The sequence below is a fragment of the Actinoplanes lutulentus genome (genome assembly GCF_003259845.1).
Lineage (GTDB): Bacteria > Actinomycetota > Actinomycetes > Mycobacteriales > Micromonosporaceae > Actinoplanes > Actinoplanes lutulentus.
Genome location: NZ_QLMJ01000012.1, coordinates 159195 through 185584, shown reverse-complemented (window position 1 = coordinate 185584; position 26390 = coordinate 159195). Strand labels below are relative to the sequence as shown.

Genomic DNA, 26390 nt, shown 5'->3' with positions numbered 1-26390 from the left:
CCTCAGACGGTGGGCGCGGTCTCCCGTTTCTGCGCGCTGGTCACCCGGTGGATGGCCCACGCCGTGTACGCGAAGGTGGCCGCGTAGATCGGCCAGCTCACCAGGATCCGGACGATGCCGATCGCGTTCGCCTCGTCCATCGCGTACAGGTAGTACTGAATGCCGGCGCGGACGCTCAGCGAGACCACCCAGAGCAGGGTGAGCCACTGGAACGTGCGGAACAACCGGGCGTTGCCGAACCAGTCCTGGATGCCCTTGTTGGCCATGATGCCCCAGGCGTAACCGATCAGCGGTTTGCGGAACACCACCGAGAGCAGCAGCACCGCGGCCTGGCCGAAGGTCAGCAGGATGCCGGGCAGGTAGAAGTTCTTCGCGTCGCCGGTGCGCCAGGCCAGCCAGGCACCGATCGCGATGCCGAACAGGCCGTTCACCGCGTGCCGGACCGGCTGCTTGCCGGCCAGCCGCACAGCGCCGATGACCAGGGCCGTGCCGACCGAGCCGATGATCGCCCAGAGCAGCGCCTGACGCTTCTCCAGGCCGAGGACCGAGTCGCCGAGCAGCACGTTGAGCACCACGAACGCGAGGACCGGCAGGCTCGACTCGATGAGGCCGCGAACACCGCCGAGCTGCTCGGCGATCTGCTCGCTCATCGAGGGAAGAGGCTCTTCCTCGTCCTCTTTTTTCCGCTGTTCAGCCGGCGGCAGCGGGTGGAGGTCGAGTTCCTCGACGATCTCCTCAGCGATCCGCTCCTCGACCGACTCGTGCGCGGCGTGGCGCGGCTCACTGCCACTCACCGGGGCGCCTCCAGCTCGTAGTACGGGTTGTAGACGACCTTGCGGTCGTCCCGGATCGCGATCCTGCCGCGCGCGGTGAGTTGCCGGCCTGGCTCGATGCCGGCGATCGACCGGCGCCCGAGGAAGACCAGCGTGACCACATCGCTGCCGTCCCAGAGGTCGGCTTCCAGCGTCGGCAGGTTGGTGCGAGGAGTGTACGCCACTGTGCGCAGCCGGCCGGACACCGAAACGATCTGCCCGCGACGGCACTGCCCAGCCGGGATGGCGCCGCACTTGGCGCTGTCCCGCTGCAGTTCCTCGGCGTCCAGCTCGGAATCGGTGGCCGTGAGACGGTTCAGAAAGCCGCGAAGACCAGTGGTCATGACTCCCACGGTACGTCAGGCAGGGCTCTCGGCCTGACCCTGTTGGGCCATCTCCTTGGGCAGTCGCATCGGCAGCGGCTCGCGGACCGGGCGGGGCTCGTTGTCACGGACCACGACCAGACCGGAGAGCACCTCGCCGAGCACACCCTCACGACCCGGGTCGGAGGCCGCGGCGCCCTGGTAGAGCGCGCGGATCATCCAGCGCGGGCCGTCCACACCGACGAACCGGACGTCGGCCGGGCCCTCCGGGGTGCTGACCCGGGCGCGCAGCTCGGTGCCGTACTTGCCGGTGATCTCCTGGGGCGCGACGCCGTCCGAGGTCATCGCCTCGACGATCTCGGCGCGTACCTCGTCCCAGATGCCCTCGGTCTTCGGCGCCGCGAAGACGCCGAGCTGGAGAGCGCTGTCACCGTCGACGAGCACGACCTGCTCGACGCCACCCTCGGGGTTGGCCTGGACCCGCACCTCGACGCCCTCGAGCGCGGGGATCTGGAGGCTGCCCAGGTCGAGCCGCTGCACGCCGTCAGGGGCGTGCTTGGCGTCCCAGGGGCCGAACTCGGGTGCCGGAGCCTCCCCGCCCGAGGACAGGCTGTTCGCGAGCGCCTGTGAGGGCGGCGCGTCGGCCGCACGGACGTGCTTCGCGGCACCACGCTTACGGGAGAACATCACTGCCACCTTCCGTTTCAGTCCTGCGTTTACTGCTGCCCGACGCTTTACTGCTGCGTGGGCAGCGCTGCGTGGCCGCCGGTCGAACCGTGCCCGCCGGCGCCCCGCACAGTCTCGTCGAGCGTCTCCACCCGATGGAAGACCGCTCGCTCGACCCGCTGGACGACGAGCTGGGCGATCCGGTCACCACGAGAGATCTTGACCATGCTCTCCCGATCATGATTGATCAGGTTCACCAGAATCTCGCCCCGGTAACCGGCGTCGACCGTACCGGGCGCGTTGAGGACCGTCACCCCGAGGCGGGCCGCCAATCCGGAACGCGGGTGCACCAGGCCGACGAAACCGTCCGGCAGGGCGATCGCGAGGCCGGTCCGGACCTTCACCCGGGCGCCGGGGGCGATCTCCACCTCCTCGGCGGCGACCAGATCAGCGCCGGCGTCGCCGGGATGCGCGTACGCGGGCAGGGGCAGATCGGGGTCGATCAGGCGCACCTGGACGACGGGGTCGGTCACGTCAAGCCTTCCGCAAAGGGGTCTTCTGGGCGGCACCTACCCTGCCATCCTGCCGCGCCGGGCATCGGAGGCGCGCCGTACCCTTCGAGGGTGACACCCGAGTCCCCGGCCCGCACGCTCGCGGCCCATCAGGAACGGCTGCGCCTCCCGTGGTGGGCCTGGCCCGCCACTGTCGTCGCCGGGGCGATCATCGCCACCGAGCTGACCCTCGGCCTGCCGGACATCCCCGGCTGGCCGACGTACGCCGTGGTGATCCCGCTCTGCCTCGCGCTGATGCTCCCGCTGAACCGGTTGCGGGTCGCGGTCACACCCACCGAGTTCCAGGTCGACGACGCCCGGCTGCCGGTCGCGGTGATCTCGGACGTGATCGCGCTGGACGCCGCCGGCAAGCGGGAGGCGCTCGGTGTCGGCGCTCACCCGTCCGCGTTCGTGGTGCAGCGCCCGTGGATCGGGACGGCCGTGCAGGTCCTGCTCGACGATCCGCAGGACCCGACGCCGTACTGGGTGGTGAGCACCCGCAAGCCGGTCGAGCTCGCCACCGCCCTGCTCGAGGTCAGCCGTCGAGAGCGGGCTGAGTCTTCTTGAGGTCCGCACGGACCTTCTCGCCGACCGCCCGGGTCGCCCGCCTGTTCAGATAGCTGGCGACGGCCGCGCCGGTGAGCAGCGGGCCCATCGTGGTCAGGTTGCGGCCGAACCGGCTGAGCAGCGTCTTCTGCAGTTCCTTGCGGGCTGCGGTGCCGAGCACCGCGGCCACGCCGACGCCGGGGATCATCGGGTTCACCCCGCGCTGGCCCGACCAGGACTCGACCAGTTTCAGGCCGCGCTCGGGCAAGCCGTCGCCGGTGACCGGCTGCCGGTAGACCTCGTGGAGCTCGCCGATGAGCTTGATCTCGATCGCCACCACGGCGACCGTCTCGGCGGCGAGCAGGATCGGGGCCGACAGCAGCGTCGGTGCCGCGACCCACTCGACCGAGGCCACCCCGCCACCGGCCGCGCCCACCCCAGCGGTGGCACGGGCCGCGTTGCGGATCAGGCGCTCGGCCAGTCCCTCGTCGTCCAGGTCCGGGAAGTGCCGGCGCAGCGTCTCCAGGTCACGGACCGGGATGTGCGGCGCCACGTCGGCGACCGCGTCCGCCATCCAGCGCAGCGCGGTCCTCGGGCGGAACAGGCGACCGACTCCGCGGCCGCGTACCTCGCCCACCAGCCGGCCCAGCAATTGCCGGCGGCCGGCGGGCTCAAGCTCGTCCGAGGTCAGGGCAGCAACCGTGCGGCCCATCTCCTGGTCGGCTTTTTCCACTCTTTCGGGCTGGTCCGCCACTTCGAGCTCGTCCGCTTTGTCGCGGGCAGCGTGAAGCTCGTCGCCGGACCCAGACCCGATTTCGGGCTCGGTCGTACGATCCGCGTGGTTCATCGTCGTCCTCCCCGTCGGGCGTTCCCGGCTATAACTGCCCGGTCACGCCCCAGGGTCAAACCCCGTGTCAAAACCCCGTGGCGAACGCCCGCTCGCCCGATCGCGCGGAGCCGCGATCGGGTGTGGCGGACATGCTCGCTTGTGCGCTCAGACGCACTCGCGGCAGATCAGCTCTCCGTTGCGCTCCGTCGCCAGCTGGCTCCGGTGGTGCACGAGGAAACAGCGGGAGCAGCGGAACTCGTCGGTCTGCATGGGCAGCACCTTGACGGTGAGCTCCTCGTCGGCCAGGTCGGCGCCGGGCAGCTCGAAGCTCTCCGCCACCTCGACCTCGTCGACGTCCACTGCGCCCGACTGCGAGTCGGCGCGACGGGCCTTGAGCTCCTCGAGGCTGTCCTCGCCGAGGTCGACCTCATCGCGACGCGGGGCGTCGTAGTCGGTGGCCATCGGTTGTCACTCTCCTGTATCGATGTGTCACTTGGCGTCTGTAACGCCGAGGACAGGGTTTCGGTTCCCGGTTCCGCTGGACGATTTCTGACACCCGGAACTGGTCCGGCGAGCGCGGAACCTTACCGCTGTTGCGGCAGGCTTGTACGCGCTATGGCGCCACATTGTTCCCGATGTGACTGAGGCGACATCAAAGTAGGTGCACCGGCCTCTGGATCATTGTCGGCGCGCCGGAAGCATTCCCTGTTTCCGCGCGCCTGGCGGACAGACGCTAACCTCTCGACAGGCCCGGCGACCTTACCCGGGCCCCTCGTCCGACCCTGGAGCCAACCCCATGAGCTTTGCCCGCGTCCGAGCGCTCGTCCTCGTCGGCGTGCTCGCCGTGGCAGCGGTGGTCTTCGTCGTCGTCGCCCTGGTTCGCGACACCCAGGGAGACCTGGCGGACGGCAGCGACTGCCCGGCCGGAGCCGCCGTCGCCGACGTCCTGCTCCCGGACGACCCCGCCGAGGTGACCGTCAAGGTCCTCAACGGCACCACCCGGGCCGGGCTGGCCGAGAGCGTGAGCAACGAGTTCAAGAACCGTCGTTTCACGGTCAAGGACCCGGCCAAGAGCAAGTCCAAGTTCAAGGGCGTCGCCGAGATCAAATACGGGCCCGAGGCCGTCGGCCGCGCCCAGCTGCTCCGTGCGTACTTCCTGGCCCAGTCCAAGATGACGTACGACGCGAAGCGTAAGGGCGCCGTGATCGACGTCGTGGTCGGCGACCAGTTCCAGCAGCTCGCCACGACCACCGAGGTCAACCAGTCGCTGGTCGAGATCGGCGAGCCGACGCTGCCGCCGGGTTCCTGCGCCAAGCCGGTCGCCGAGGCCGCCAAGGACGAGAACTGACGGATTTACGCCCCGCCCGCCGCGTCCAGCTCGACCAGAGCGTCGTGCAACGCCCCGAACAGTGCCGGAGGTGCCGCGACCAGCATCTGGTTGCCGGCCGGCGCTCCGGACAGTCCGCTCACGACGAGCCCCGCCTCCTCCGCGATCAGGCCGCCCGCCGCGTGGTCCCAAAGGTTCAAGCCTTTCTCGAAGTAGGCGTCCAGAGTGCCCTCCGCAACGAGGCAGAGGTCGAGAGCTGCCGCCCCCAGACGCCGAATGTCACGCACTCGGGTGATCAAACGGGCCAGGACGGCGCCCTGGTGTTCCCGTCGCCGGGCGTCGTAACCGAATCCTGTCGCGACCAGGGACTGGTCCAGGGTGGTCCGGGCCGAACCGGTCAGGCGGCGTCCGGCACGCCACGCGCCGCCGCCCCTGGTGGCCGTCCACTCGTCACCGGTGGCCGCGTTGACGACCACACCGGCGACGACCGTGCCGTCCACCTCGGCGGCCAGCGAGACCGCGTACTGGGGCAGGCCGTAAAGGTAATTCACGGTGCCGTCGATCGGGTCCAGGATCCACCTCACGGCCCCGGGAGCCACCGGGGCGGCGTCCCCGTACTCCTCCCCCAGCAGGCCGTCTCCGGGCCGCTGCGTCAGCAACGCGTCCGCCACCTGCCGTTCGACCGCCTTGTCGGCCGCCGTGACGACGTCGGTGTCGGTGCTCTTCGTCTGGACGTCGCCGATCGCCTCGTCGCGCATCCGGCGTGCCGTGGCAGCCGCGTCCCGGGCCAACCGGACCGCGATCTCCAACAACTCGCCGGGAGTCGATCCCGTCGAAATCTCGCTCACGTAAGGGTCCTTTCCGCCGATAGCATTCTCCTGCCGCGCTCTTCCGGGGGCACAACCGGCGTCTTCGACGAGGTCGTTGGACGTCGGCGGCGTGCTGTGGGCGGAGGATCTCGGTCGGCGGCGCTACAATTCACCCCTGCCCACGCTTCACGGACACTCGCCTGCGAGACGGTCCGGGTTCCGAGGGCTCCCAAACCGACCCCAGCAAGTCTCGCCCCCGCGTGCTGCGCTGGACTCTGGCCGTGCCCAACCTCATCGCCTCCGGAAGGTCATTCGTGACAGAAGCCCACCAGAACGGTGCCGACGTTCGCTCTCTCACCGAGGCCCTGATCACCCATGCTCAGGGTGCGGGCGGGCAACTCACTTCGGCACAGGTCGCGCACTCCCTCGAGTCCGCGGCGGTGAACCCGGCCCAGGCCAAGAAGATCCTGCGCGGCCTCGTCGACGCCGGCATCACCGTCGTCGTCGACGGCTCGGTCAGCACCCGCCGCAAGGTGGCCGCGGCCCGCTCGGCCACGCCGGCCTCCAAGGCGACCACGGCGAAGACCGCACCCGTCAAGAAGACGGCTCCCGCGCCGAAACAGGCCGCTCCGGCGGCCGACGGCGGCGCGTCGGGCCCGGCCAAGAAGGCCGCACCGGTCCGCAAGGCCGCTGCCGCCGCGAAAGCCGTCCCGGCCAAGAAGGCCGGAGCAGCGGGCAAGCCCGGCGAGGGCGAGGAAATCGGCCCCGAGGAGCTCGCTGCCGCGGTCGAGGACGTCGTCATCGAGGAGCCGGCCGCCCTGGTCGCCGCCGCCGCCACCGACGCCGCCAGTTCGGCGACGGACGGCGACTTCGAGTGGGACGACGAGGAGTCCGAGGCGCTCAAGCAGGCCCGCCGTGACGCGGAGCTGACCGCTTCGGCCGACTCGGTCCGCGCCTACCTCAAGCAGATCGGCAAGGTCCCGCTGCTCAACGCGGAGCAGGAGGTCGAGCTCGCCAAGCGGATCGAGGCCGGCCTGTACTCCGCCGAGCGGCTGCGCGCTGCCGACGAGGGTGAGGAAGCGCTCGAGCGCAACTTCGAGCGCGACCTCAAGTGGATCAACCGGGACGGCGAGCGGGCGAAAAATCACCTGCTCGAGGCAAACCTGCGGCTCGTGGTCTCGCTCGCGAAGCGGTACACCGGTCGCGGCATGGCATTCCTGGACCTGATCCAGGAGGGCAACCTCGGCCTCATCCGCGCCGTCGAGAAATTCGACTACACCAAGGGCTACAAGTTCTCCACGTACGCCACCTGGTGGATCCGGCAGGCCATCACCCGCGCCATGGCCGACCAGGCCCGCACCATCCGCATCCCGGTGCACATGGTCGAGGTCATCAACAAGCTCGGCCGCATCCAGCGCGAGCTGCTCCAGGACCTGGGCCGTGAGCCCACCCCGGAGGAGCTGGCGAAAGAGATGGACATCACGCCCGAAAAGGTGCTGGAAATCCAGCAGTACGCGCGTGAGCCGATCTCGCTGGACCAGACCATCGGCGACGAGGGCGACAGCCAGCTCGGTGACTTCATCGAGGACTCCGAGGCGGTCGTCGCGGTCGACGCGGTGTCCTTCTCGCTGCTGCAGGACCAGCTCCAGCAGGTCCTGCAGACGCTCTCCGAGCGCGAGGCGGGCGTTGTCCGGCTCCGCTTCGGCCTGACCGACGGCCAGCCGCGCACGCTGGACGAGATCGGCCAGGTCTACGGGGTCACCCGGGAGCGGATTCGTCAGATCGAGTCCAAGACGATGTCGAAGTTGCGACACCCGTCGCGGTCGCAGGTTCTCCGCGACTACCTGGACTAGGTCGTTCAGTCAACATTACGTGTCCAAATGGTCACCACCCGTACATCAACGGGTGGTGATCAGACCGTTGTGCAGAAGTGATCGTTGACGTGGCACCCTTGGATCACGGCACACTAGCCAGAACCAACGTGTGACCTCGGTCCCCCCGGGGCACAGTGGGAAGGCTGCAACGGTGCAGGGTGTTGCACGATGTGTGAGCAGTAGCCGAGGAACATGTTCATCGGTGACGAACAGAGGAGGAAGGCGATGACCCCGACCCTCACGCCGCCGGCGGGAAGCCTGGCCGGTCTAGCAGCCGATGAACGGTGCGACCGCTGCAATGCAGCCGGGAAGCTCCGTTTGACCCTGGCAGGCGGTGGCGATCTTGTGTTCTGTGGCCACCACGCCAACCGTTACGCCGAGGACCTGGTGAAGATCGCCGTGCACTACGCGGCCGATCCGGAATTCACCTGGCGCGGCGCTGTCATGATGTCGAACTCCACCAACTAGCAGCGGTCCCCCCAAGAGACCTCGCCAGAAAGGGCGCCTCCAGCCAGGAGGCGCCCTTTCTGCGTGCCCGGAAAGGGCCCTGAGAGGCTCACAGAGGCCCGCGAACGCTCAGAGCGTCTGCATGGTCGCGATCCGCTCTTCGAGCTGCTCGATCGTGGCCTGGGCGCTCGGCGGCCCGCCACAGAGCCGCCGCAGCTCCGCGTGGATCTTGCCGTGCGGCAGGTTGGTCCGGTGGTGGTGTGCCGCCACCAGCGTGTTCAGCTGGCGGCGCAGGCTGTTGCGCCGCTCCCCCGCGCTCAGGACGACCGGTGCCTGCGGCTCCGGTACGGCGGGCTCGGCCGGCTGCTGGCGTTTCTGGGCCGCGATCTGCTCGGCCTGCCGCTTGTTCAGCAGGTCGGTCACCTGGTCCGGGGTGAGCAGGCCGGGCAGGCCGAGATAGTCCAGCTCCTCGGCCGTGCCGGTACGCGCACCCGTGCCGAACGAGGTCCCGTCGTAGATCACCTGGTCCAGCTCCGCCGTGGCGGACAGCGCCTCGAACTGTTTCTCCAGGTCACCGAGGGCGTCCTCGGATTTCTGGGCCCGCTCGATCAGCTCGTCGTCGAGCCCGTCCTTCTCCTTCGGCGCGCCGAGCACGTGGTTGCGCTCGGCCTCCATCTCGCTGGCCAGCCCCAGCAGGTGCGGCACGCTCGGCAGGAACACCGTGGCGGTCTCGCCCTCCACCCGGGACCGCACGAACCGGCCGATCGCCTGGGCGAAGTACAGCGGGGTCGACGCGCTGGTGGCGTAGACGCCGACGGCCAGGCGCGGGATGTCGACGCCCTCGGACACCATCCGGACCGCGACCATCCAGCGCTGCTCGGAGGCGGCGAACGTGGCGATCCGGCCGGAGGCGCCCTCGTCGTCGGAGAGGACGATCGTGGCCGACTCGCCGGTGAGGTCGTGCAGCAGTTTCGCGTACGCCCGGGCGGACTGCTGGTCGCTGGCGATGACCAGGCCGCCGGCGTCCGGCATGCCGTGCTCGCGCAGTTTGGAGAGCCGGGAGTCGGCGGCGCGCAGCACCTGGGGCATCCAGTCGCCGCGGTGGTCCAGGGCGGTACGCCAGGCCTGCGCCACCAGGTCCTTGGTCATCGGCTCGCCGAGCCGGGCGGCCAGCTCGTCGCCGGCGTTGGTCCGCCAGCGGGTCTCGCCCGAGTACGCCATGAACAGCACCGGCCGCACGACCCGGTCGCGCAGGGCTTCGGCGTACCCGTAGACCGAATCGGCCTTGGACCGCTGGATGCCGTCGTTGCCGCGCTCGTAGGTCACGAACGGGATCGGGTTCTCATCGGAGCGGAACGGGGTTCCGGTGAGCAGCAGGCGGCGCACCGCCGGTTCGAAGGCGTCCTTCACCCCGTCACCCCAGGTCCGCGAGTCACCGGCGTGGTGGATCTCGTCCAGGATGACGAACGTGCGGCGGGTGATGGTCCGGCGTTTGTGCACCGCGGGCGCCATGCCGACCTGTGCGTACGTCACCACCGCGCCGTGGAAGTCGCGGGACGAGTGGACGTCGGCGTTGCGGAATTTCGGGTCGAGCTGGATGCCGACCCGGGCCGCCGCGTGCGCCCACTGGGTCTTCAGGTGCTCGGTCGGGCAGACCACGGTGACCGCGTCGCAGGTGCCGTCGGCGAGCATCTCGGCGGCGATCCGCAGCGCGAACGTGGTCTTGCCGGCGCCGGGCGTCGCCACGGCCATGAAGTCGTCAGAACGCCGGCGAAGGTACGTCACCATCGCCTTGCGCTGCCAGGAACGCAGCGCCGGGAAGGACTCCAGTTTCGGCAGAGGCGGGCTCAAGCTGCGAGGATCCCTTCGCTCACGGAAAAACCTCCGCGTTCGATGGGCGCGGAGGCGTCGTCCAGCATAGCCGCGGGAGGGTGCCCGGAGGGTGCCACGGCACTGCGACCAAGGGCTCAAAAAAAGACCAAGGGCCTCAAAAAGCCTTGGGTACGGCAACCGGCGCCGACCATCGACGGCGGAGCGCGATAAGGCGTACCCCTGTCATCAGGGCCGCGGCGCCGATGAGCGGGAGCAAGCCGGTGAAGCCCAGCCAATGCAGGACGGTGACCAGGACCGCGCCGCCCAGCGCGACCACCGCGTAGATCTCGCGCCGCAGCACCGTCGGGATCTCGCCGGTGAGCAGGTCCCGGGCGAGGCCGCCGCCGATCGCGGTGAGCATGCCGAGCAGGCAGGCGCCGACCGGTGACACGCCGGCGCCGAGCGCCTTGAGCGTGCCGGTCGCGGTGAAGAGTCCCAGCCCGGCCGCGTCGAGGAGCAGGACGGTACGGCGGAGCCGGTTCAGCGTGGGGTGGAGCCAGAAGGCGGCCAGCGAGGCCAGAACCGCGGTGATCGCGTAACGCCAGTCGGCGAACGCCAGCGGCGGGACCGCGCCGATGGCAAGGTCCCGCAGAATGCCGCCACCCAGCGCGGCCACGAAGCCGACGAACGCGACCCCGAACAGGTCGAGCCGTTTCGCGACGCCGGCTGTGGCGCCGGAGGCGGCGAACACCGCCACACCGATCAGGTCCGCGACGAGCAGGCCGTATCCACTCGTCACCTGCGGACTAAACCTTCATGGATTCGTAGATCTCCTTGCACTGCGGGCAGACCGGCGAGCCCGGCTTGGGCGTCTTCGTCACCGGGAAGGTCTCGCCGCACAGCGCCACGACGAGGTTGCCCATGACGGCGCTCTCGGCGATCTTCTCTTTGCGCACGTAGTGGAACATTTCCGGACCGGTGTCGGCGTCCTTGGTCTCCGGACGCTCCAAGATCTGGGTGCTCACGGTTATCAGCCCTTCGGGAGATTCACAGCTAGACGGAGGCGTTGCTCCGACCGACAAGTCTGACACCTCACGCCGGGTCGGTCCAACGACAAGGCGGCTGGCAGGCGACGTACGGTGATCATGTGACTGACTTCGCGATTCAATACGGTGAGCATGTGCTCCACGCCCACCAGGACGGCAAACCGGTGGTGGCGCTGGAGAGCACCATCATCTCGCACGGGCTCCCGCACCCGGACAATCTTCGGGTGGCCCGGGAGATCGAGCAGACCGTCCGGGACAACGGCGCTGTTCCGGCCACCATCGGCATGATCGGCGGCCAGGTCGTCGTCGGTCTCGACGGCGACCAGATCGAGCACCTGGCACTCGCGAAGGATGTCGCGAAACTCTCCGTCCGGGACCTGGCGATCGCGGCCGCGCGGCGGGCCGACGGCGCCACCACGGTCGCGGCCACCAGCGCGATCGCCGAGGCGGCCGGGATCCGGGTCTTCGCCACCGGCGGCCTGGGCGGCGTGCACCGGGAGGCGAACCTCACGTTCGACGAGTCGGCCGACCTGACCGAGCTGGCGCGTACGCCGATCGTCGTGGTCTGCGCCGGTGTGAAGTCGATCCTCGACGTCGGCGCCACGCTGGAACGGCTGGAGACGCTCGGCGTGTCCGTCGCCGGTTACCAGACCCGGCGTTTCCCCGGCTTCTTCATCACCGACGGCGGCTTCGACGTCGACTGGCAGCTCGACTCGCCCGAGCAGGTGGCGGACTTCATCGCCGCCCGCGAGGCGCAGGGCACCAGCACCGGCGCCCTGGTCCTGGCGAACCCGCTGCCCACCGGCGAGCAGCTGGACCCGGCCCTGCACGACCGGACCCTGGCGTCCGGGCTGAGCCTGCTCGCCGAGGAGAACGTCACCGGCAAGGCCGTGACCCCGTTCCTGCTGTCGCACTTCCACTCCAGCACCGAGGGGAAGAGCCTGGAGGTCAACATCCGGATCATCCTGCGCAACTCGGCCCTGGCCGCACGGATCGCGGCGGCCTCCGGCAAGGGCGCGGCGGGCCCGGTCGGCTTCAGCGCCCCATGATCATCGTCGTCGGGGATCTGGTCACCGACGTTCTGGTCGAGCACGAGGGCCCGCTTCATCCCGGTTCCGACACCGACGCGGCGATTCGCGTCAGTGGTGGTGGCCAGGCCGCGAACACCGCGGCCTGGCTGGCCCATATCGGTCACCCGGTGTCGCTGGTCTCGGCGGTCGGCGACGACGTCGCCGGCCGCGACCGGGTGGCCGAGCTGGAATGGGCCGGCGTGCGCTGCGCGGTTCAGGTCTGCCCGGGCGCGGCCACCGGCAGCGTCGTGGTGCTCACCGGCCCCGGCGAGCGCACGATGGTCACCGACCGCGGAGCGTCCCTGCTCCTCGACCCGGACCACGTCACCTCGGTGATCGCCGGCGCTCCGGACGGCTCGCACGTGCACCTCTCCGGTTACCCGCTGCTGCACGCCGGGTCCCGCGCCGCCGGTCTCGCGGCCCTCGCGGCCGCGGCCCGGCGGGGACTCACCGTGAGCGTCGACGCGGCCTCAGCGGCCCCCTTGCGCTCGGCCGGTGCCCAGGCCTTCCTGACATGGGTACGCGAAACCGGCCTGCTCCTGTGCAACGCCGACGAGGCCGAGGTGCTCGCCGGGCCGGGCAGCGCCGCCGATCAGGCACACCGGCTGACGGCTCACGTGCACGGCGCGGTGGTGAAACAGGGCGCGGCCGGAGCGGTGTGGAGCTCACGGGACGGATCCGTCATCACGGGGCAGGCTCAAGGCGTACCCATGAAGGATCCGACCGGCGCGGGTGACGCGTTCGCAGCGGGCCTGCTCGCGGCGAGGTGCTCGGGAGCGTCGCCGGCGGCGGCGCTCGCGGCAGGAGCCGAACTCGGCGCGCGGGCGGTTTCGGTGCTGGGAGCGCGACCCTAGGTCTGCTGTTTGCTTTCGGTCACGACCTCGGAGTCGATGGTGATCGGCTCCGAGGTGGGCTGGACGGTCTGCTGGATCAGCGCCCGGCGCACGTCCTCACGCGCCGCCGCGTCGGCCGCGCGCTCCGCCTTGCTCTTGGGCGGGCGGTCGTTGGCGATCAGCACGGCGGCCCAGGGCAGGAAGACCATCGCGGCCGCGCAGAGAACCAGCCAGACCGGCAGCAGCGGCACCCGCAGACTGATGAGAACGCCGCCCAGGATCAGGCAGAGGGCCCGCACCATCATCATCGTGACGTAGCGGATTTCCCTGCTCCGGAGCTGGTCGGCCTGGCTGCGAGCGGCATCGGTGATCAACACCGGTTGCTTCTTCACGCGAGGACTCCCATCGACTCCGCCATCCTCCCACCGTCCGGAGGTTTTCACCCGGCGGCCGGCAGGCTTGTGCCGCCGATCTCGCCTCAGAGTCCCTTCGCGGCCTTGGCCTCGGCCTTGGCCGCCTTCTTGTTGGTGCGGACCTTCACGAGCGACTCCTCGTCGACGATGTCCGCGACCGATTTGAACGCGTCCTCGTCGCCATAAGCCCCGGCCGCCGCACGCCACCCGTCCGGCCGCACGCCGAGCTGCTTGCCGAGCAGCGCCACGAAGATCTGCGCCTTCTGCTTGCCGAACCCGGGCAGCGCGAAGATCCGCTTGTAAAGCTCGGCGCCGCTCCCCGTCCCGGCCCAGAGGTTCGCCGCCTCACCGTCGTACTGATCGGCGACGACCCGGCAGACCTCCTGCACGCGGGCGGCCATCGCTTTCGGAAAGCGGTGCAACGCCGGCGGCTCGGCAAAGATCGCCAGCAGCGCCTCGGGCTCGAAGTCGGCGAGTTCGACGGCGGTGGGCTCGTGCCCGAGACGCTGAGCCAGCACGTACGGCGAGGTGAACGCCTTCTCCATGGTGATCTGCTGATCCAGCACGAGTCCCAGCAGCACAGCAAGCGGACTGCGGTCGAGCAGCGCGTTGGCCTCAGCGTCAATGGGCAGCGAGAACGTCATGCGTTCATCTTGCTATTTCATCAGCTCGGCAAGAACATCGGCTCCTGGAGCTTGATCATAACGCCCAAAGGAGCACAGATGGCTCTTGTCGCACCACACCGGCACGAAGTACCCTTATGGGCGGTAAGATTAATCGAGAGGGCGCGATCCCAGGTCAACCCACTTGGGTAAACGAGCCCGCGAGCCGGCAGCAACGCACGTCACCCAAAAGGAAACGGCCCGCTAGAAGCGGGCCGTCTGACCGGCAAAGCCGGCGGGGTATGCACCGATGCTAGCCGGTTCCCTAGGTGGATGTCCACCAGGACACGGGGATGAGCGAGTGAGCCAGACCAACGTGCGGGTCGCGGCGTACGTCGACGGCTTCAATCTCTACAACGGCATGCACGATGCTCGTCGGCGGCGAAGCCTATGGCTGAACATGGAAAGCCTTCTCGGATCATTCCTGGGAGTAAACCAAGAACTCGCAGTCGTGCATTACTTCACGGCGCTCGTACAGGGCCAGAGCCGTCACCATCAAGTGACCTACCTGGACGCGTTGGCAGCGCACTGCCCCATCACCGAACTGCACGTCGGGCGCTTTCAAGCAAAGCAACTGCAATGCCGCAACTGCCACCACACCCGGACCTCCTACGAGGAAAAGGAGTCCGACGTAAGTCTGGCAGTCCAGTTGGTCGAGGACGCTGCGTTGGACGTCTTCGACCACGCGCTGATTGTTTCAGGCGACAGTGACATGGCGCCTGCGATCCGGTCCGTGCGGCGTATAGCGCCTCACAAGCGTCTGGTCGCGGTCTTCCCTCCACGACGCAGCAGCGTGACGCTCAAGAACACCGTCGACGCCACCCTCCAAATCTACGATCGAGTACCCGAACGTCACCTGTTACCGGACAATGTCAAGGCCGTGGATGGCACGACCTTCAACCGGCCAAGTCACTGGCGATAACGAACCCGGCCAGCGGCCTAGGCGTACTCGTCGGGGAAGGCGTGGGACTCTATGCGGCGGGCTGTCTCGTCGGCCAGGTCCTGGACCAGCTGCAGGTGGGCGGCGTCGAACTCTCGGGGGCACAGGTCCAGCCCGCAGACGCTTCCGAGGACCAGACCCCGGCTGGAGATCACCGGGGCGCCGATGTACGACCGGACGCCGTCGCGCGTGACCAGCGGGTTGTCCTGGAACTCGGCGTCGGCGGTGAAGTCGTTGACGTACCTGGCCTCCTCGGACCGCAGCAGCGGCCCGCAGAACGCCCATTCGATCGGGGTGCCGCCGACCTCGGTGACCCATTCGGGGACCGGGCCGCGGCCGGCGAGGAAGACCTGTGCGTCGCTGAGCAGGCCGGTGACCATGGCGAGCGGGGTGCCCATCCGGGCCGCGACCTCCTCCACCAGCTCGGTGAGGTACTCCCGGGGCTCGTCGACGTCCACGCCGAGTCGGGCCACTTCGAGAAGCCGGGCACGGTCCCGGACCTCGGGGTACCGCAGCGTCGTCATGAGGAGACCGTCCGGGCCAGAGCCTCGTACGTGATGATCCGGACCTTGAGCGACCGCCCGGCGACCCGGCTCAGCTCGCCGACCTCCATCACGTGCTCGGCGACGCGGCGCAGGGCGGCGGGATCCACGACCGGCCGCCGCATGCCGAGCGCCTGCACGGCCAGGCTCCACAGGCCCTCTGCCATCTGCGGGCCGACCAGGTCCGCCAGGGCCTTGACCGCGTCCTGCTCCGTCGGCAGCTCGTGGCCGTAGTTCTCGATGCGGGCCATCGCCGGGCACCTCTCGCTGGCAGTCTCGTACGTCAAGAAGTTCTCAGAAGAGCTCGATGAGCGGTTCGGTGGCGGACTGGGCCTCCTGCCCGGTCTGCTGGGCGTGCGTCGATCGCTGCCGTGACATCACGTGTTTGGCACGCAGGTCCTCCACCTTGATCGCTCGGGCGCGCAGCTCGCCCTCGGCGAGATCACCACGGGTGTACGCCGTGACGTCCTCCGCCTGCCGGCATACGTCGCCGACCGCCCCAGCCACATGTTCCAGCATCTGACGGCTGATGTCCTGGAACTGGGCGTGCCCGACCGCCCCGGCGGTCTCCACGGTCAGGGCGCCGGAGTCGCGCTGCACCTGACGCGCCGCGATCACGGCGTCCTCCAGGGTTTCGGTGAGCGCCTCGAAACGGCCCTTGCCCGCCTGGTCGTCGGCGAGGATCGAGTCCAGCCTCGCGGTGATGTCGGCGATGCCGCTGCCGACGCCACGGGCCGCTTCGGCCGACTGCCGGGCCAGTTCGCGTACCTCGTCCGCGACGGCGGAGAAGTCAATGGCGGGGAAGCCGGCCCGAACCGCCGAGACCATCGTCGCAAGCGCCAGCGTGTTGGTCACCCGGCTGGTCTCCTCGATGCCGGTGACCAGCTGGTTCAGCTCACGCATCTGCTCCACCAGCGTCCGGATCTGCTGGTCGCGACGGGTGTGGCGCACCGACTCCAGCTCACCCAGCGCCCGGTGCAGCATCCCGGCGAGCCGCTCGGCGTCACCGGTGATCACGTCGGCCAGCGAGTCGACCTCCCCGAGTTGCTCGACGATCGCTCGCGCGGCCTCCCCGGTCTGGTCGATGACGTCATGCAGGTGCCCGTCGATCACGTCGCAGTACGAGACGACCGGTGCCAGCGCCCCGGCCACGACGTCGCCCCGCACCTGCTGCTGGAGAAGAGTCGGCATGCGGATACCCCCAATAGAGCGAGAAGGACGAGGACGGTCAGATCTCGGGCAGGACCTGCTTGATCACACCGAGCAGCTGGTCCGGCCCGACCGGTTTGACCAGCCAGCCGGTGGCGCCGGCGTTCTTCGCCTCGGTCCGTTTCGCCTGATCGGACTCGGTGGTCAGCATCAGGATCGGGGTGAAACGCATGCCTGGCGCCTTGCGCGCCTCGCGGGTGAAGGTGATCCCGTCCATCTGCGGCATGTTGACGTCGCTGATGATCAGGTTCGGCTTGACGCCCTTACCGAGTTTGTCGAGCGCTTCCTGCCCGTGCCCGGCCGTCTCGACGTCGTATCCCGCTTTCGTCAGGATCGACTGAAGGCTCATGAGCATGGTGGCGGAGTCCTCGACGAGCATCACTGTGGTCACGAATCTCTCCCCTTCCTACCGGCGGTTCCGCTGGCTCGAGTCGAGCAGCGGCAGCACCTGCGCCGCCAGGAAGGCGTTGTTCGGTGCCGCTGATATCTTCGGCTTGAAGAGCAGCAGGGCTTGGAGCGCTCCGGTGTGCAGATGGTTGCATCTGCGCAGGCTCACCTTCGGTTTCCGGGCGGCGCGCAGCCAGCCGACCAGTTGTTCGACCTCGTCGACGGTCACCACGCCGACCAGGGTCGCGGTGTCGTCATGCAGTTCGAGCGGCAAGGCCGAGCACCTCCTTCATGTTCAGCACCAGGAGCACCAGGCCGTCGCCGAGGAGCGCGGTACCGGAGAACTCGTCGGCGTACGCGAGCAGGCCTTCCATCGGTTTGAGGATCACGTCGACCTCGCGGTGGAACTGTTCGACGATCAGACCGGCGCGCTGACCGTTAACGGTCACCACGAGGATCGCCCGGTCAGCCCCCTCGTCACGTGACGGCATCTCCAGCAACCGGGCCAGATCCAGCACCGGCACCACGTCACCACGCAGCACGACCACGTCCTGATGCAGCACCCGGCCCATCTCGGCAGCCGGCACGCGTACCGTCTCGACCACCAGGTCGACCGGGATGCCGAACCGCTGGCCGGCGACGCTGACCACCATCACCTGGGTGACGGCCATCGACAGCGGCAGGCGCAGCCGGGTCGAGGCGCCCTGCCCGAGCTTCGACCGCATCGTGACGGTGCCGCCCAGCTTCTCCACGCTGGCGCGTACCGCGTCCATCCCGACGCCGCGCCCGGAGAGATCGGAGATCTCCTCGGCGGTCGAGAATCCCGGGCGGAACACCAGGTCGATCGCCTCGCTGTCGCTCAGCGACTCCCTCTGGTCCTCGGAGATCAACCCCTTTTCGTACGCCGTACGCCGGACACGTTCCGGGTCCACCCCACGGCCGTCGTCGGAGACTTCGACGAGCACCGCGTCACCGTCGGCCACCGCTGCCAGGGTGAGCCGCGCCGCCGGGTTCTTGCCGGCCGCCTGCCGCTGCTCGGCCGTCTCGATGCCGTGGTCCAGGCTGTTGCGCACGAGGTGCACGAGCGGGTCGACGAGCGCCTCGATCACATCCTTGTCGGCCATCGTGTCGTCGCCTTCGGTGTGCAGCTCGACGGTCTTGCCAAGACGCCGGCTCAGGTCCCGTACCAGACGCGGGAAACGCCCGAAAGCCACCGAGATCGGGAGCATCCGGATGTCCATCACCCCGGACTGGAGCTCCTCGGCGATCCGGTGCAGACCGGCGTACTGGTCCTTGATCCGGCGGCTGAGCACCCGGCTGCCGAACTCCTCCTCGGCCGCGTCGGCGAGGAACGTGAGCCCGTTCTTCGCCACGTTCAGCTCACCGACCAGCTCCATCAGCCGGTCGACCTTCTCCTGGTCGACCTTGAGAACCCGGGTCCCGACCTGCCCACCGTGTTCATCCGCACGGCCCGAGGGCTCGGCTTCGGCGGCTTCGGCCGGCTCGGCTGGCTCTGCGGGTTCGGCGGGTTCGGCGGGCGTGATCGGCACGGCCGTCGCGGCGGGCGCGGCGCCGAGCGGCGCCGGCGTCGCTTCGGCGAGAAGAAAATCCACCGCCTCTCTCACCCTTGGCTGATCGGCATCGGTCAGATCCTTGGGTACGCCGAGAGCCCGCGCCGCCGCCGATACAGCACGCGCCACCGATCGCAGGTGAGCGCCCTCCACCGGATGCAGTTCGAAGGTGCGCCGCGCCGCGTGCAGCACGGCTCGCGCGTCGGCGGCCTGCTCGGAGTCGCGTACCTCGGCGACCACCACGGTGACCCGTTCCTCGGCCTTCAGCGGCGGTTCACCGCTGACGTGCCGGGTGATCGCGCCGGCGTCGAGCTCGACGATCTGCACCTGCTCCGGGACGTACCGGAAGAGGTGTTCCAGCTCGCCGATCGCGGCCCGGGTGGCGATCACGAAGGAGAGCAGGCAGACGTACTCGTCGTACTCCCCCGGCTCGGGCCAGGTCGCGGGCTGCACGATGCCGAGCCGGTCCAGGGCGGGCACCTGGCGGACCAGGTGGATCGGGTCCTCGGCCCGGAAGAAGCAGTCCGCCTCCGGGACGTACCGCACGAACCGCATCGTCGAGGACGTGATGTCCAGCCAGCTCGCGGTCGCGGTCAGCCACTCGGCGTCGAACCAGGCGAGCCAGTCCGGCGCACCGCCGATCGTGGTGATCCCGCCGGTGGACGACGCCTGGACGGCCGCCCGCGGCTCACCGCCGAGCGGCGCCCGCAGCCTGGTGATCAGCCCGGCCGCGTCGGTGCCGGCGCCGGACGGCAGCCGCTCGTGGGTGGTGACGTGTGCCAGCCAGCCACGGATCAGGTCGAACGTGGCGAGCAGGTCGTCGGCCATCGCCGAGTCGAGCGGGAGCCGGCCGCCCCGGACGGCCTCCAGCAGGTCCTCGGCCGCATGGGTGAGCCGGGTCAGCTCGGGGAAGTCGAAGAGCCCGGACGAGCCCTTGAACGTGTGCGCCGCGCGGAACACCTGGTTGACCAGCTCCGGGTCACCCGGATCGCGTTCCAGCTGGAGCAGGCCCGCGTCGACCGAGGCGAGCAGGTCGTTCGCCTCGGCGAGGAACTGTGCGAGAAGCGGGTTCATTCCGGCGTGCCCCTCCCTGCGGTCAGCATGGTGGCGATCCGGATCAGCCGTTCCCCGGCGACCGGTTTGCCCAGGTACAGGTTGGCGCCGACCGCGTACGCACGATCCGCGTCACGCTGCCGGTCCTCCGTACTGATCATCACGACCGGCGCGTCGGAGCCGACCGCGCCGGAGCGCAGCGCCTCGACGCAGATGTATCCGTTCATCTTCGGCATGTTCACGTCGACCAGGAACAGGTCGTACGACGCGGACATGGCCACCTCCACGGCCTCCAGGCCGTTCACCGACTCGTCCACCTCGAACCCGGCTCCGGTGAGCAGGGTCCGGTGGTACATCCGTACCGTGGCGGCGTCGTCGACGATGAGCACCCGCGGTGGTGTCTCGGTAGCGGTCATCATTTGGCTCCGGTCGGTCGCTGGTAGACGATGCCCTCCGGCAGGCGGGTCGGCGTGAAGATCGGGGAGATCCGGCTCATCGACTCGGAGTGCCCCAGGAACAGATAGCCGCCGGGGCGCATCGCGCCGTACAGGTTCTCGGCCGCCCGCCGGCTGGACAGTTCGTCGAAGTAGATGAGCACGTTGCGGCAGAAGACGACGTCGAAGTCGCGGAAGACGCGCATCGCCGGGGTGTCGCAGACGTTCACCCGGTGCAGCGTCACCGCGCTGCGGATCGCCTCGTCGACCTGGTACCGCCCGGCGCCGATCGGCGCGAAGTACTTGTGCAGCCAGGGCTTCGGCACCCGTTGCAGCGAGCGGTCGCCGTAACTGGCGTGGGTGGCCTTGGCGAGCACGTCGCTGTCGATGTCCGCGCCGTGGATCTCTACGTCCACGTCGTCGATCCGGTCCCACTCCTCCAGCACCCGCAGCGCGATCGAGTACGGCTCCTCGCCGGTCGAGCAGGGCAGCGAGAGAATCTTCACCGGACCGTCGATCCGGGCCACCCCGCCCCGGTCGCGCAGCACGTTCGGCAGCACCGTGCTGAGCATCGCGTCGAACTGGTAGTCCTCACGCAGGAAGTACGTCTCGTTGACGGTGAGCTGGTTGATCAACTCCTGATGCATGGCACCGGACCTCTCGTTCACCCGGAGAGCCGCGAACCAGCCGGCGAAGTTGTCGTACGGCGACTGCCGGATGCAGGCCTCGATCCGCTTGTCCACGAAGTACCGCTTCGACGAGGCGAAATGGATGCCGGTGCGTTTGTAGAAGTACTCGGCGAACCGGGTGAAGTCGGCATCGGTGAGCCCGGCGCCGACGGCCTGTGCCCGGGCCATCACGCCGTCCCGGTCAGGCCGGGCAGCGCCGCCTGAACCGTGAACCGCAGGAACGGATCGTCCGGGAACCGCCGCGCGGCCGCCTCCAGCAGGGGCGCGTGCTCGGCGGTCGCCAGCGGCAGCAGGGCGTCGATCGCCGCGGTCACCACGTTCGGATGCGGGTCGTCCCGGATCACCCGGGTCAGCCAGTACCCGGTATCCGGGTGGATCAGGTCGGCCAGGACCATCACGGTCATCACGCGCACGTCGTGGTCGGGGGCGGCGACCAGGCTGGGCAGCAGGGCCGGCATCGACCGGGGCATCCGGGCCAGCGCCTCCGCGGCGGCCGTACGCAGAGCCGCGTCGTCACTGGCCAGATGGACGGCGAGGGCGCCGGCGACGGCCTCGGTGTCGTACGCGGAGACCGTGGTCAGCACGGAGTCACGGATGTTCGGCTCGGTCTCCAGGATCACCCGCGTCAGCAGATCCGGTACCGCCTCCTCGACGCCTTCCAGCCCCAGCGCCGCCTCCCGCCGGACATCCGGATCAGGGTCGCCGAGCAGGGCCCGCAACGCGTCAGCCGACAGCCGTTCCCACGTGATCTGCTCCGGTTGTCCGGTGATCTTCTTGCGGACGAGTCCCATCGTGAAAACCCCCTCAGCGCACCCAGTCGGTCAGCCGGTCGACGATCTCGTGTGCGGGCAGCACGGCCGTCGCCCCGCCACGCCGGGCGAGCTCACCGGGCATGCCCCAGACCACGGCGGTCTCCTCGGCCTCGGCGACGGTCCGGCCGCCACCCTGCTTGACCGCGAGCATCTCGGTGGCGCCGTCGTCACCCATGCCGGTGAGCAGCGCGCACACCAGCCGCTGCGGGTCGACGTACCGGCGGGCCGAGCCGACCAGCCGGTCGACGCTGGGATGCCAGCGGTACTCGGCGGAGGCCGGCACGCTCTTGACGATCAGGCCGCTGGTACGCCGGGCCACCACCACGTCGGCGTTGCCCCTACCGATGTAGATGTTGCCGCGCCGCAGATTCATGATCCGGTCCACCTCGTGCACCCGCAGCGCGCAGATCTCGTCGAGGCGGCCGGCCAGCGCCGCGGTGAACGACGCCGGGATGTGCTGCGCCACCACGACCGGTGCGCCCAGCGACGAGGGCAGCCTCGGCAGCAGCTCGGAGAGCAGCGCCGGACCGCCGGTGGACGAGCCGATCAGCACCAGGTCGACGGCACCGGCCGCGCCCGGCTCACGGCGCGCCTGCGGACGTGGCGAGGCCGTGACCTGCCTGTTCTGTGCGCGTACCCGAGCTGTGAGACCTCCGGCGCGCCGCAGGCGTGCCTTCGCCGCGGCCCGGACCTTGGTGACGAGCTCGTCGCTGACGTCCTCGATGTTGAGCGAGACGGTCCCGCCCGGCTTGGGTACGTAGTCGATCGCGCCCAGTTCCAGCGCCTCCAGCGTGGCCAGGGCGTTGTGATCGGTGAGCGAGGAGACCATCACCACCGGGACCGGGTCCTGCTCCATGATCTGCGCAAGGCAGGTGAGCCCGTCCATCTCCGGCATGTTGACGTCCAGGGTCACCACGTCCGGCCGCATCCGGCCGAGCTGTTCCAGGGCGTCGACACCGTTGCGCGCCGTCCGCACCTCGAACTCGCCGGTGCTGGTGAGGATGTCCTTCAACACCCGGCGCATCAGCGCCGAGTCGTCGACGACCAGAACGGAGGTGGACATCGGGGCGCTCCGCTCAGACCCCGGCGAGCACGTCGCCCGCGACGGATCGCGACCGGTCGGGCTGCGCCTGGTCGGGCTGCAACTGGTCGGGCGCGATGAGCAGGAGCATCCGTTGCTGGTCCGGCAGGTTCGCCACCCGGGACACCACCCGGGCCTGCTCCGGCGAGAGCTCGGGCGCCGGCTCCAGCACGTCACGCGCGACCCGGGCCACCTCGGCGACCGAGTCCACGACGAAGCCGGTACGCGTCCCGCCGATGATCATCACGACGATGCGCTGCCGCTCGTCCGGCTCACAGCGGCCCAGCCCGAGCCGGGTACGCAGATCGACCACCGGCATCACGGTCCCGCGCAGATTGACCAGGCCCTCCACGAAGTCGTAGGTCTTCGGCACCCGGATCAGCGCCTCGGGCACCCGGATGATCTCCTGGACCGTGTCGACGTCGACGGCGTACTCCTCGTCGCCGAGGCGGAACACGACGAAGAGCTCCTCGTCGGTCCGGTCCTCTTCCACGGGCATCTCCTGCTTCTCCTCCCGGCCACCGCCGATCTCGTCGGGTACCTCGGGCGAGCCGACCATCGCGTTCGCGCCGAGCAGGTCGAACATCGCATTCACGCTGAGCAGGTCGAACATCGCTTTCACGCTGAGCACCGAGACCAGCCGCCGGCCGTCTTCGAGCCGGCACACCGACTCCACCTCGCTCGCGCGGCCGTCGCCCGTCACCACGCTCGGCAGCGGCGCGACCAGCTCGTGCGGCACCCGGAGCACCTCGCGCACGGTGTCCATCACGACGCCGACCGCGCTGTCGCCGGCCGAGACCACCACGATCCGGTTCTGCGGCTCCAGCGGCGTGACCGGCAGGCCGAACACGCGGCGCATGCTGACCACCGGGAGCAGCCGTCCCCGCAGGTCGATGACGCCCAGCACGCCGGTGGCGGAGTTCGGCACGTGACTCACCGTCTCGGGCGCCTGCACGATCTCCCGGACGCCGTCGATCGGTAACGCGTACTCCTGACCCTCGACCGTGAAGCTGATCAGTTCGAGGGTGTCGTCGTACTCGGCGTCCGGATCGTTCTCGGCCGCCAGCCGGGTCACCGGGGAGCTGTCCCGGCCACCGTGCCGCTCGGCGAGCCGGGCGAACCGAGTCCCGATCAGGCTGTCCACATCCAGCACGGTGGTCAGGGCGCCGCCGTCCGACTTGATCATCCCAATCAGGACGTCGGAGCGGACCGCGGACCGGATCGTCTCGCCGGGCTCGACGTCCTGCGGGCCGGCGCTGACCACGCTGGCCACCCGGTCCACCACGAAGCCGAGCGGCACGCCGCCGTCCACCACGATCACCCGGGTCGCCTCGTCGTGGGCGGGCTGCTCCATGTCGACGCAGCGGCGCAGGCTCACCACCGGGAGCACCCGGCCGCGCAGGTTCGCCAAACCCTCCAGCGGGTACGGCCCGAGCGGCACCCGCACCAGCTTCGGCATCCGGACGATCTCCTGGACACGGCTCATCGGGAAGGCGTACCGCTGGCCCGCCACGTCGAACGTGACGTAGTCGCTGTCGACGTCCTGGGCGTCCATGGAGGGTCAGGCGGCGTTCTGGAGCTCGTCGGCGAGGGCCGCGATCTCCTCGACCGCGGCGGCCAGCTCCTCGGCGCCCGACGCCTGTTCGCGGGCCGCCGCCGACGCCTGGCCGGCCAGCTGCTCGGCCTGCAGCGCGGAGGAGGCGATCTGCTCCAGCCCGGTTCGCACCTCGGTCAGTACGCCGACGATCTGCAGCGCCGATTCCCGTACCTCCGCGTTGCCGTCGCGTACCTGTTGCATGTCGCGCTCGATCTCCTCAAGTCGCGAGGTGGTGGCTTGCGCCGCGGCCACCTCGGAGAGCGAGAGCCGGCTGGTCTCCTCCAGTGCGGAACGCACGTCGGCGATCCGGTCCTGCACCGCCTTGACCAGGTCTTTGATCCGGTCGGCGTTGTCCGCGGAGTCGCGGGCCAGGTTGCGGATGTCGGTGGAGACCACGGCGAAGCCCTTGCCGAACTCACCGGCACGGGCCGACTCGACCGACCCGTTGACCGCCAGCATGTTGGTCTGGATAGACACGTTGGCGATGGCGTCCACGATCTTGTCGATCCGGCGGGAGATCTGCTCCAGCTCGGTGACCTTGCGGACGTTCTCGACGCCCTCCTGTGCCGACCCGCCGATCGCCTCGATCATCGAGGCGACCGCCTCCTTGTTGGTGCCGATCAGCTCCAGGATCGTGTCGGACTGCGCCACCGCGGCGGCGCCACGTTTCGCCGACGCCTGCGCGCCCTCCTCGATCTGGCTGACCAGGTCCGCGGTCTGCTCGCCCTTCTCGGCCGCCGTGCGCGCCCCGATGTTGATCTCGTTGATCGCGACGTTGATCTGGCCGGCCGCCCGGGTGGTCTCCTCGACCGCGGCCGACAGTTCCTCCGCCGAGGAGGCCACGTCCTCGGCGGACTTCGCGATGTCCGTGCTGCTGCGCAACGTCTCGGCCACCTCGGCCAGCTCCTCGGCGGCCTGTTCGCTCTGCCGCAGCGCCTGCGTCTGCTGAGCGACCGTCTGGAGTGACTCCTCGCAGGCCGCCGACTGCTGCTCGGCCGCCGCGGCGATCTCCTCGGAACGCTGCTTGGCGGTGCCCGCGGCCCGCCTCGCCTGCTCCGCCGAGCCCGCCATCTCGATGGCGCTCGTCATGATCGTGCCCATGTCGCCGCGGATGGTCTCCAGCTGCGACGTGATGGTCTTGCCTTTCTCCGCCTCGGCGCGGGCTGCCTCCGCCGAGCTCTGCACCGCTCCGGCGATCTCGGTGACGCTGCTGCGCACCTCGTCGATCAGGTCACGGATCTGCCGGGCACTGCGCTCGCTCGTCTCGGCGAGGGTGCGTACCTCGTCGGCGACCACCGCGAAGCCCTTACCGTGCTGGCGGGCCCGGGCCGCCTCGATCGCGGCGTTGAGCGCGAGCAGGTTCGTCTGGTCGGCGATGTGCGCAACGGTCTTGACGATCTCACCGATCTCGTCGGCCTGTTTCTCCAGCTCGGTGATGGTGACCACGGAAGCGGTCTGCCGGGCCGAGGCGCTCTCGACGTTGGCGAGCAGGTTGCTGACCCCGTTGCGGGTCTCGTTCAGCAGGCTCTGCAGGGCCTGGCTCAGATCGGCCACCTGCCGGGTGGTCTTCTCCTGACCGTTGACCCGTTCCTCGATCTGGCTCATCGCGGCCAGGCTCTCCTGGGTGGCGCCGGACGCCTCCTCGGCGCCGGCCGCGATCTGCCGCATCGAGTCGACGAGCTGGCGGGACGCCTCAGCGGCCTCGGCGTTCTGCGCGGAGATCTCGGCGGTCGCCGTGGCGATCCGCTCGGCCGCCTGCTGCTGTTTCGCCACCGAACGCGCATGGCGGCGGCTGGCCTCCGGATCACCGCCCCGGGCAGACAGCCGTGCCCCGCCGGCCGGTGCGGCGGGTGGGCGGGAGGCTCCGGTCGCACGCCCGGTCGAGGTGCTCGTGAGGGGCATGGGGTGGCTCCCGTCCGCATACGGTCGATCCGGCACAGGTCACCGTGATCAGGAGCGCGCCGTCCGGTCGATTCCGGAGTCATGTGGCCGGCGTTCCCCTCCGACCAGGAAAATCCTGGCACCGGCAGAGGGCAGGCCATGGGTATATCTATG

31 protein-coding genes are annotated in these 26390 nt (G+C 69.6%); 7 read left to right on the top strand and 24 right to left on the bottom strand.

Annotation, left to right across the window (positions count from 1 at the left end):
• Positions 1–2 precede the first annotated feature (2 nt).
• The 4 genes from B0I29_RS25050 to dut are packed head-to-tail and all read right to left on the bottom strand — an operon-like array spanning position 3 to position 2334.
• The gene (locus tag B0I29_RS25050; protein ID WP_111651504.1) at positions 3–794 is read right to left on the bottom strand and encodes a DUF3159 domain-containing protein; all 792 of its coding nucleotides are present in this window, start codon (positions 792–794) and stop codon (positions 3–5) included.
• Positions 791–1156, bottom strand: coding sequence for an OB-fold nucleic acid binding domain-containing protein (locus tag B0I29_RS25045; protein WP_111651503.1), 366 nt, complete (start codon positions 1154–1156; stop codon positions 791–793). Before B0I29_RS25045 ends, B0I29_RS25050 begins: the two co-directional genes overlap by 4 nt.
• Before the next feature lie 15 nt (positions 1157–1171).
• A complete protein-coding gene (locus B0I29_RS25040; RefSeq protein WP_111651502.1) occupies positions 1172–1822 on the bottom strand; it encodes a DUF3710 domain-containing protein in 651 nt (216 codons plus the stop codon).
• Between the two features lie 47 nt (positions 1823–1869).
• Positions 1870–2334, bottom strand: a complete 465-nt coding sequence (gene dut / locus B0I29_RS25035; protein ID WP_111651501.1) for a dUTP diphosphatase — start codon at positions 2332–2334, stop codon at positions 1870–1872.
• A 90-nt stretch (positions 2335–2424) separates the two neighbouring features.
• On the opposite strand from dut, the gene B0I29_RS25030 reads away from it, so the two are divergent.
• On the top strand, positions 2425–2919 hold the full coding sequence (locus B0I29_RS25030) for a DUF3093 domain-containing protein (RefSeq protein ID WP_245972724.1): 495 nt from the start codon (positions 2425–2427) through the stop codon (positions 2917–2919).
• Here the strand turns inward: B0I29_RS25030 and B0I29_RS25025 are convergent.
• Positions 2888–3610 carry a hypothetical protein gene (locus B0I29_RS25025; protein WP_111651611.1) on the bottom strand — a complete coding sequence of 241 codons (723 nt, stop codon included), beginning with the start codon at positions 3608–3610 and terminating at the stop codon, positions 2888–2890. The two genes, B0I29_RS25030 and B0I29_RS25025, sit on opposite strands and share 32 nt — an antisense overlap.
• A 282-nt stretch (positions 3611–3892) precedes the next feature.
• Positions 3893–4189, bottom strand: coding sequence for a DUF4193 domain-containing protein (locus B0I29_RS25020; RefSeq protein ID WP_111651499.1), 297 nt, complete (start codon positions 4187–4189; stop codon positions 3893–3895).
• Positions 4190–4523: 334 nt separating this feature from the next.
• Between B0I29_RS25020 and B0I29_RS25015 the strand changes: the two genes are divergently transcribed.
• A complete protein-coding gene (locus tag B0I29_RS25015; protein WP_111651498.1) occupies positions 4524–5075 on the top strand; it encodes a LytR C-terminal domain-containing protein in 552 nt (183 codons plus the stop codon).
• A 5-nt stretch (positions 5076–5080) separates the two neighbouring features.
• Here B0I29_RS25015 and B0I29_RS25010 read toward each other — a convergent pair whose 3' ends face one another.
• Positions 5081–5902, bottom strand: coding sequence for an inositol monophosphatase family protein (locus B0I29_RS25010; RefSeq protein WP_111651497.1), 822 nt, complete (start codon positions 5900–5902; stop codon positions 5081–5083).
• A gap of 275 nt (positions 5903–6177) precedes the next feature.
• On the opposite strand from B0I29_RS25010, the gene B0I29_RS25005 reads away from it, so the two are divergent.
• Together B0I29_RS25005 and B0I29_RS25000 are read left to right on the top strand one after the other, a co-directional pair.
• Complete coding sequence (locus B0I29_RS25005; RefSeq protein ID WP_111651610.1) at positions 6178–7716, top strand: RNA polymerase sigma factor; 1539 nt, start codon at positions 6178–6180, stop codon at positions 7714–7716.
• Between the two features lie 246 nt (positions 7717–7962).
• Complete coding sequence (locus B0I29_RS25000) at positions 7963–8205, top strand: DUF7455 domain-containing protein (RefSeq protein ID WP_014446963.1); 243 nt, start codon at positions 7963–7965, stop codon at positions 8203–8205.
• A 108-nt stretch (positions 8206–8313) separates the two neighbouring features.
• On the opposite strand, the gene B0I29_RS24995 is transcribed toward B0I29_RS25000, so the two are convergent.
• The 3 genes from B0I29_RS24995 to B0I29_RS24985 all read right to left on the bottom strand — a co-directional run bounded on the left by B0I29_RS24995 (position 8314) and on the right by B0I29_RS24985 (position 11027).
• On the bottom strand, positions 8314–10035 hold the full coding sequence (locus B0I29_RS24995) for a DEAD/DEAH box helicase (RefSeq protein WP_111651496.1): 1722 nt from the start codon (positions 10033–10035) through the stop codon (positions 8314–8316).
• Positions 10036–10171: 136 nt separating this feature from the next.
• Positions 10172–10795: a trimeric intracellular cation channel family protein gene (locus tag B0I29_RS24990; protein WP_111651495.1), complete on the bottom strand. Its 624-nt coding sequence runs from the start codon at positions 10793–10795 to the stop codon at positions 10172–10174.
• Positions 10796–10802: 7 nt separating this feature from the next.
• A complete protein-coding gene (locus B0I29_RS24985; RefSeq protein WP_181557970.1) occupies positions 10803–11027 on the bottom strand; it encodes a DUF3039 domain-containing protein in 225 nt (74 codons plus the stop codon).
• Positions 11028–11143: 116 nt separating this feature from the next.
• On the opposite strand from B0I29_RS24985, the gene B0I29_RS24980 reads away from it, so the two are divergent.
• Both B0I29_RS24980 and B0I29_RS24975 read left to right on the top strand, forming a co-directional pair.
• Positions 11144–12091 (top strand): pseudouridine-5'-phosphate glycosidase, encoded by a 948-nt coding sequence (locus tag B0I29_RS24980; RefSeq protein WP_111651493.1) that lies wholly within the window; start codon positions 11144–11146, stop codon positions 12089–12091.
• The gene (locus B0I29_RS24975; RefSeq protein WP_111651492.1) at positions 12088–12966 is read left to right on the top strand and encodes a carbohydrate kinase family protein; all 879 of its coding nucleotides are present in this window, start codon (positions 12088–12090) and stop codon (positions 12964–12966) included. Before B0I29_RS24980 ends, B0I29_RS24975 begins: the two co-directional genes overlap by 4 nt.
• On the opposite strand, the gene B0I29_RS24970 is transcribed toward B0I29_RS24975, so the two are convergent.
• On the bottom strand, positions 12963–13337 hold the full coding sequence (locus tag B0I29_RS24970; RefSeq protein WP_111651491.1) for a DUF3099 domain-containing protein: 375 nt from the start codon (positions 13335–13337) through the stop codon (positions 12963–12965). The two genes, B0I29_RS24975 and B0I29_RS24970, sit on opposite strands and share 4 nt — an antisense overlap.
• Before the next feature lie 86 nt (positions 13338–13423).
• Positions 13424–14002, bottom strand: coding sequence for an HhH-GPD-type base excision DNA repair protein (locus B0I29_RS24965; RefSeq protein WP_111651490.1), 579 nt, complete (start codon positions 14000–14002; stop codon positions 13424–13426).
• Positions 14003–14321: 319 nt separating this feature from the next.
• On the opposite strand from B0I29_RS24965, the gene B0I29_RS24960 reads away from it, so the two are divergent.
• Entirely contained in the window at positions 14322–14942 is a 621-nt protein-coding gene (locus B0I29_RS24960) for an NYN domain-containing protein (protein ID WP_181557962.1), read from the top strand.
• Positions 14943–14959: 17 nt separating this feature from the next.
• On the opposite strand, the gene B0I29_RS24955 is transcribed toward B0I29_RS24960, so the two are convergent.
• From B0I29_RS24955 to B0I29_RS24900, 12 genes are read right to left on the bottom strand one after another with little or no spacing between them, the layout of a single operon-like run.
• Positions 14960–15484 carry a GAF domain-containing protein gene (locus tag B0I29_RS24955; RefSeq protein ID WP_111651488.1) on the bottom strand — a complete coding sequence of 175 codons (525 nt, stop codon included), beginning with the start codon at positions 15482–15484 and terminating at the stop codon, positions 14960–14962.
• Positions 15481–15753 carry a hypothetical protein gene (locus B0I29_RS24950; RefSeq protein ID WP_111651487.1) on the bottom strand — a complete coding sequence of 91 codons (273 nt, stop codon included), beginning with the start codon at positions 15751–15753 and terminating at the stop codon, positions 15481–15483. The genes B0I29_RS24955 and B0I29_RS24950 overlap by 4 nt, the downstream gene beginning before the upstream one ends.
• Positions 15754–15796: 43 nt before the next feature.
• Entirely contained in the window at positions 15797–16693 is an 897-nt protein-coding gene (locus B0I29_RS24945; protein ID WP_111651486.1) for a methyl-accepting chemotaxis protein, read from the bottom strand.
• 37 nt (positions 16694–16730) lie between these two features.
• Positions 16731–17102: a response regulator gene (locus B0I29_RS24940; RefSeq protein ID WP_111651485.1), complete on the bottom strand. Its 372-nt coding sequence runs from the start codon at positions 17100–17102 to the stop codon at positions 16731–16733.
• Between the two features lie 15 nt (positions 17103–17117).
• The gene (locus tag B0I29_RS24935) at positions 17118–17372 is read right to left on the bottom strand and encodes a hypothetical protein (RefSeq protein WP_111651484.1); all 255 of its coding nucleotides are present in this window, start codon (positions 17370–17372) and stop codon (positions 17118–17120) included.
• Positions 17353–19743 (bottom strand): chemotaxis protein CheA, encoded by a 2391-nt coding sequence (locus tag B0I29_RS24930; protein WP_111651483.1) that lies wholly within the window; start codon positions 19741–19743, stop codon positions 17353–17355. Before B0I29_RS24930 ends, B0I29_RS24935 begins: the two co-directional genes overlap by 20 nt.
• Complete coding sequence (locus tag B0I29_RS24925) at positions 19740–20138, bottom strand: response regulator (RefSeq protein ID WP_245972723.1); 399 nt, start codon at positions 20136–20138, stop codon at positions 19740–19742. Before B0I29_RS24925 ends, B0I29_RS24930 begins: the two co-directional genes overlap by 4 nt.
• Positions 20138–21013 (bottom strand): CheR family methyltransferase, encoded by an 876-nt coding sequence (locus tag B0I29_RS24920; RefSeq protein WP_111651481.1) that lies wholly within the window; start codon positions 21011–21013, stop codon positions 20138–20140. The genes B0I29_RS24925 and B0I29_RS24920 overlap by 1 nt, the downstream gene beginning before the upstream one ends.
• Entirely contained in the window at positions 21013–21636 is a 624-nt protein-coding gene (locus tag B0I29_RS24915) for a HEAT repeat domain-containing protein (RefSeq protein ID WP_111651480.1), read from the bottom strand. Before B0I29_RS24915 ends, B0I29_RS24920 begins: the two co-directional genes overlap by 1 nt.
• Before the next feature lie 13 nt (positions 21637–21649).
• A complete protein-coding gene (gene cheB, locus B0I29_RS24910) occupies positions 21650–22720 on the bottom strand; it encodes a chemotaxis-specific protein-glutamate methyltransferase CheB (protein ID WP_111651479.1) in 1071 nt (356 codons plus the stop codon).
• A gap of 13 nt (positions 22721–22733) precedes the next feature.
• Positions 22734–24293, bottom strand: a complete 1560-nt coding sequence (locus B0I29_RS24905; protein ID WP_111651478.1) for a chemotaxis protein CheW — start codon at positions 24291–24293, stop codon at positions 22734–22736.
• 6 nt (positions 24294–24299) lie between these two features.
• Entirely contained in the window at positions 24300–26237 is a 1938-nt protein-coding gene (locus B0I29_RS24900; RefSeq protein WP_111651477.1) for a methyl-accepting chemotaxis protein, read from the bottom strand.
• Between the last annotated feature and the right edge of the window lie 153 nt (positions 26238–26390).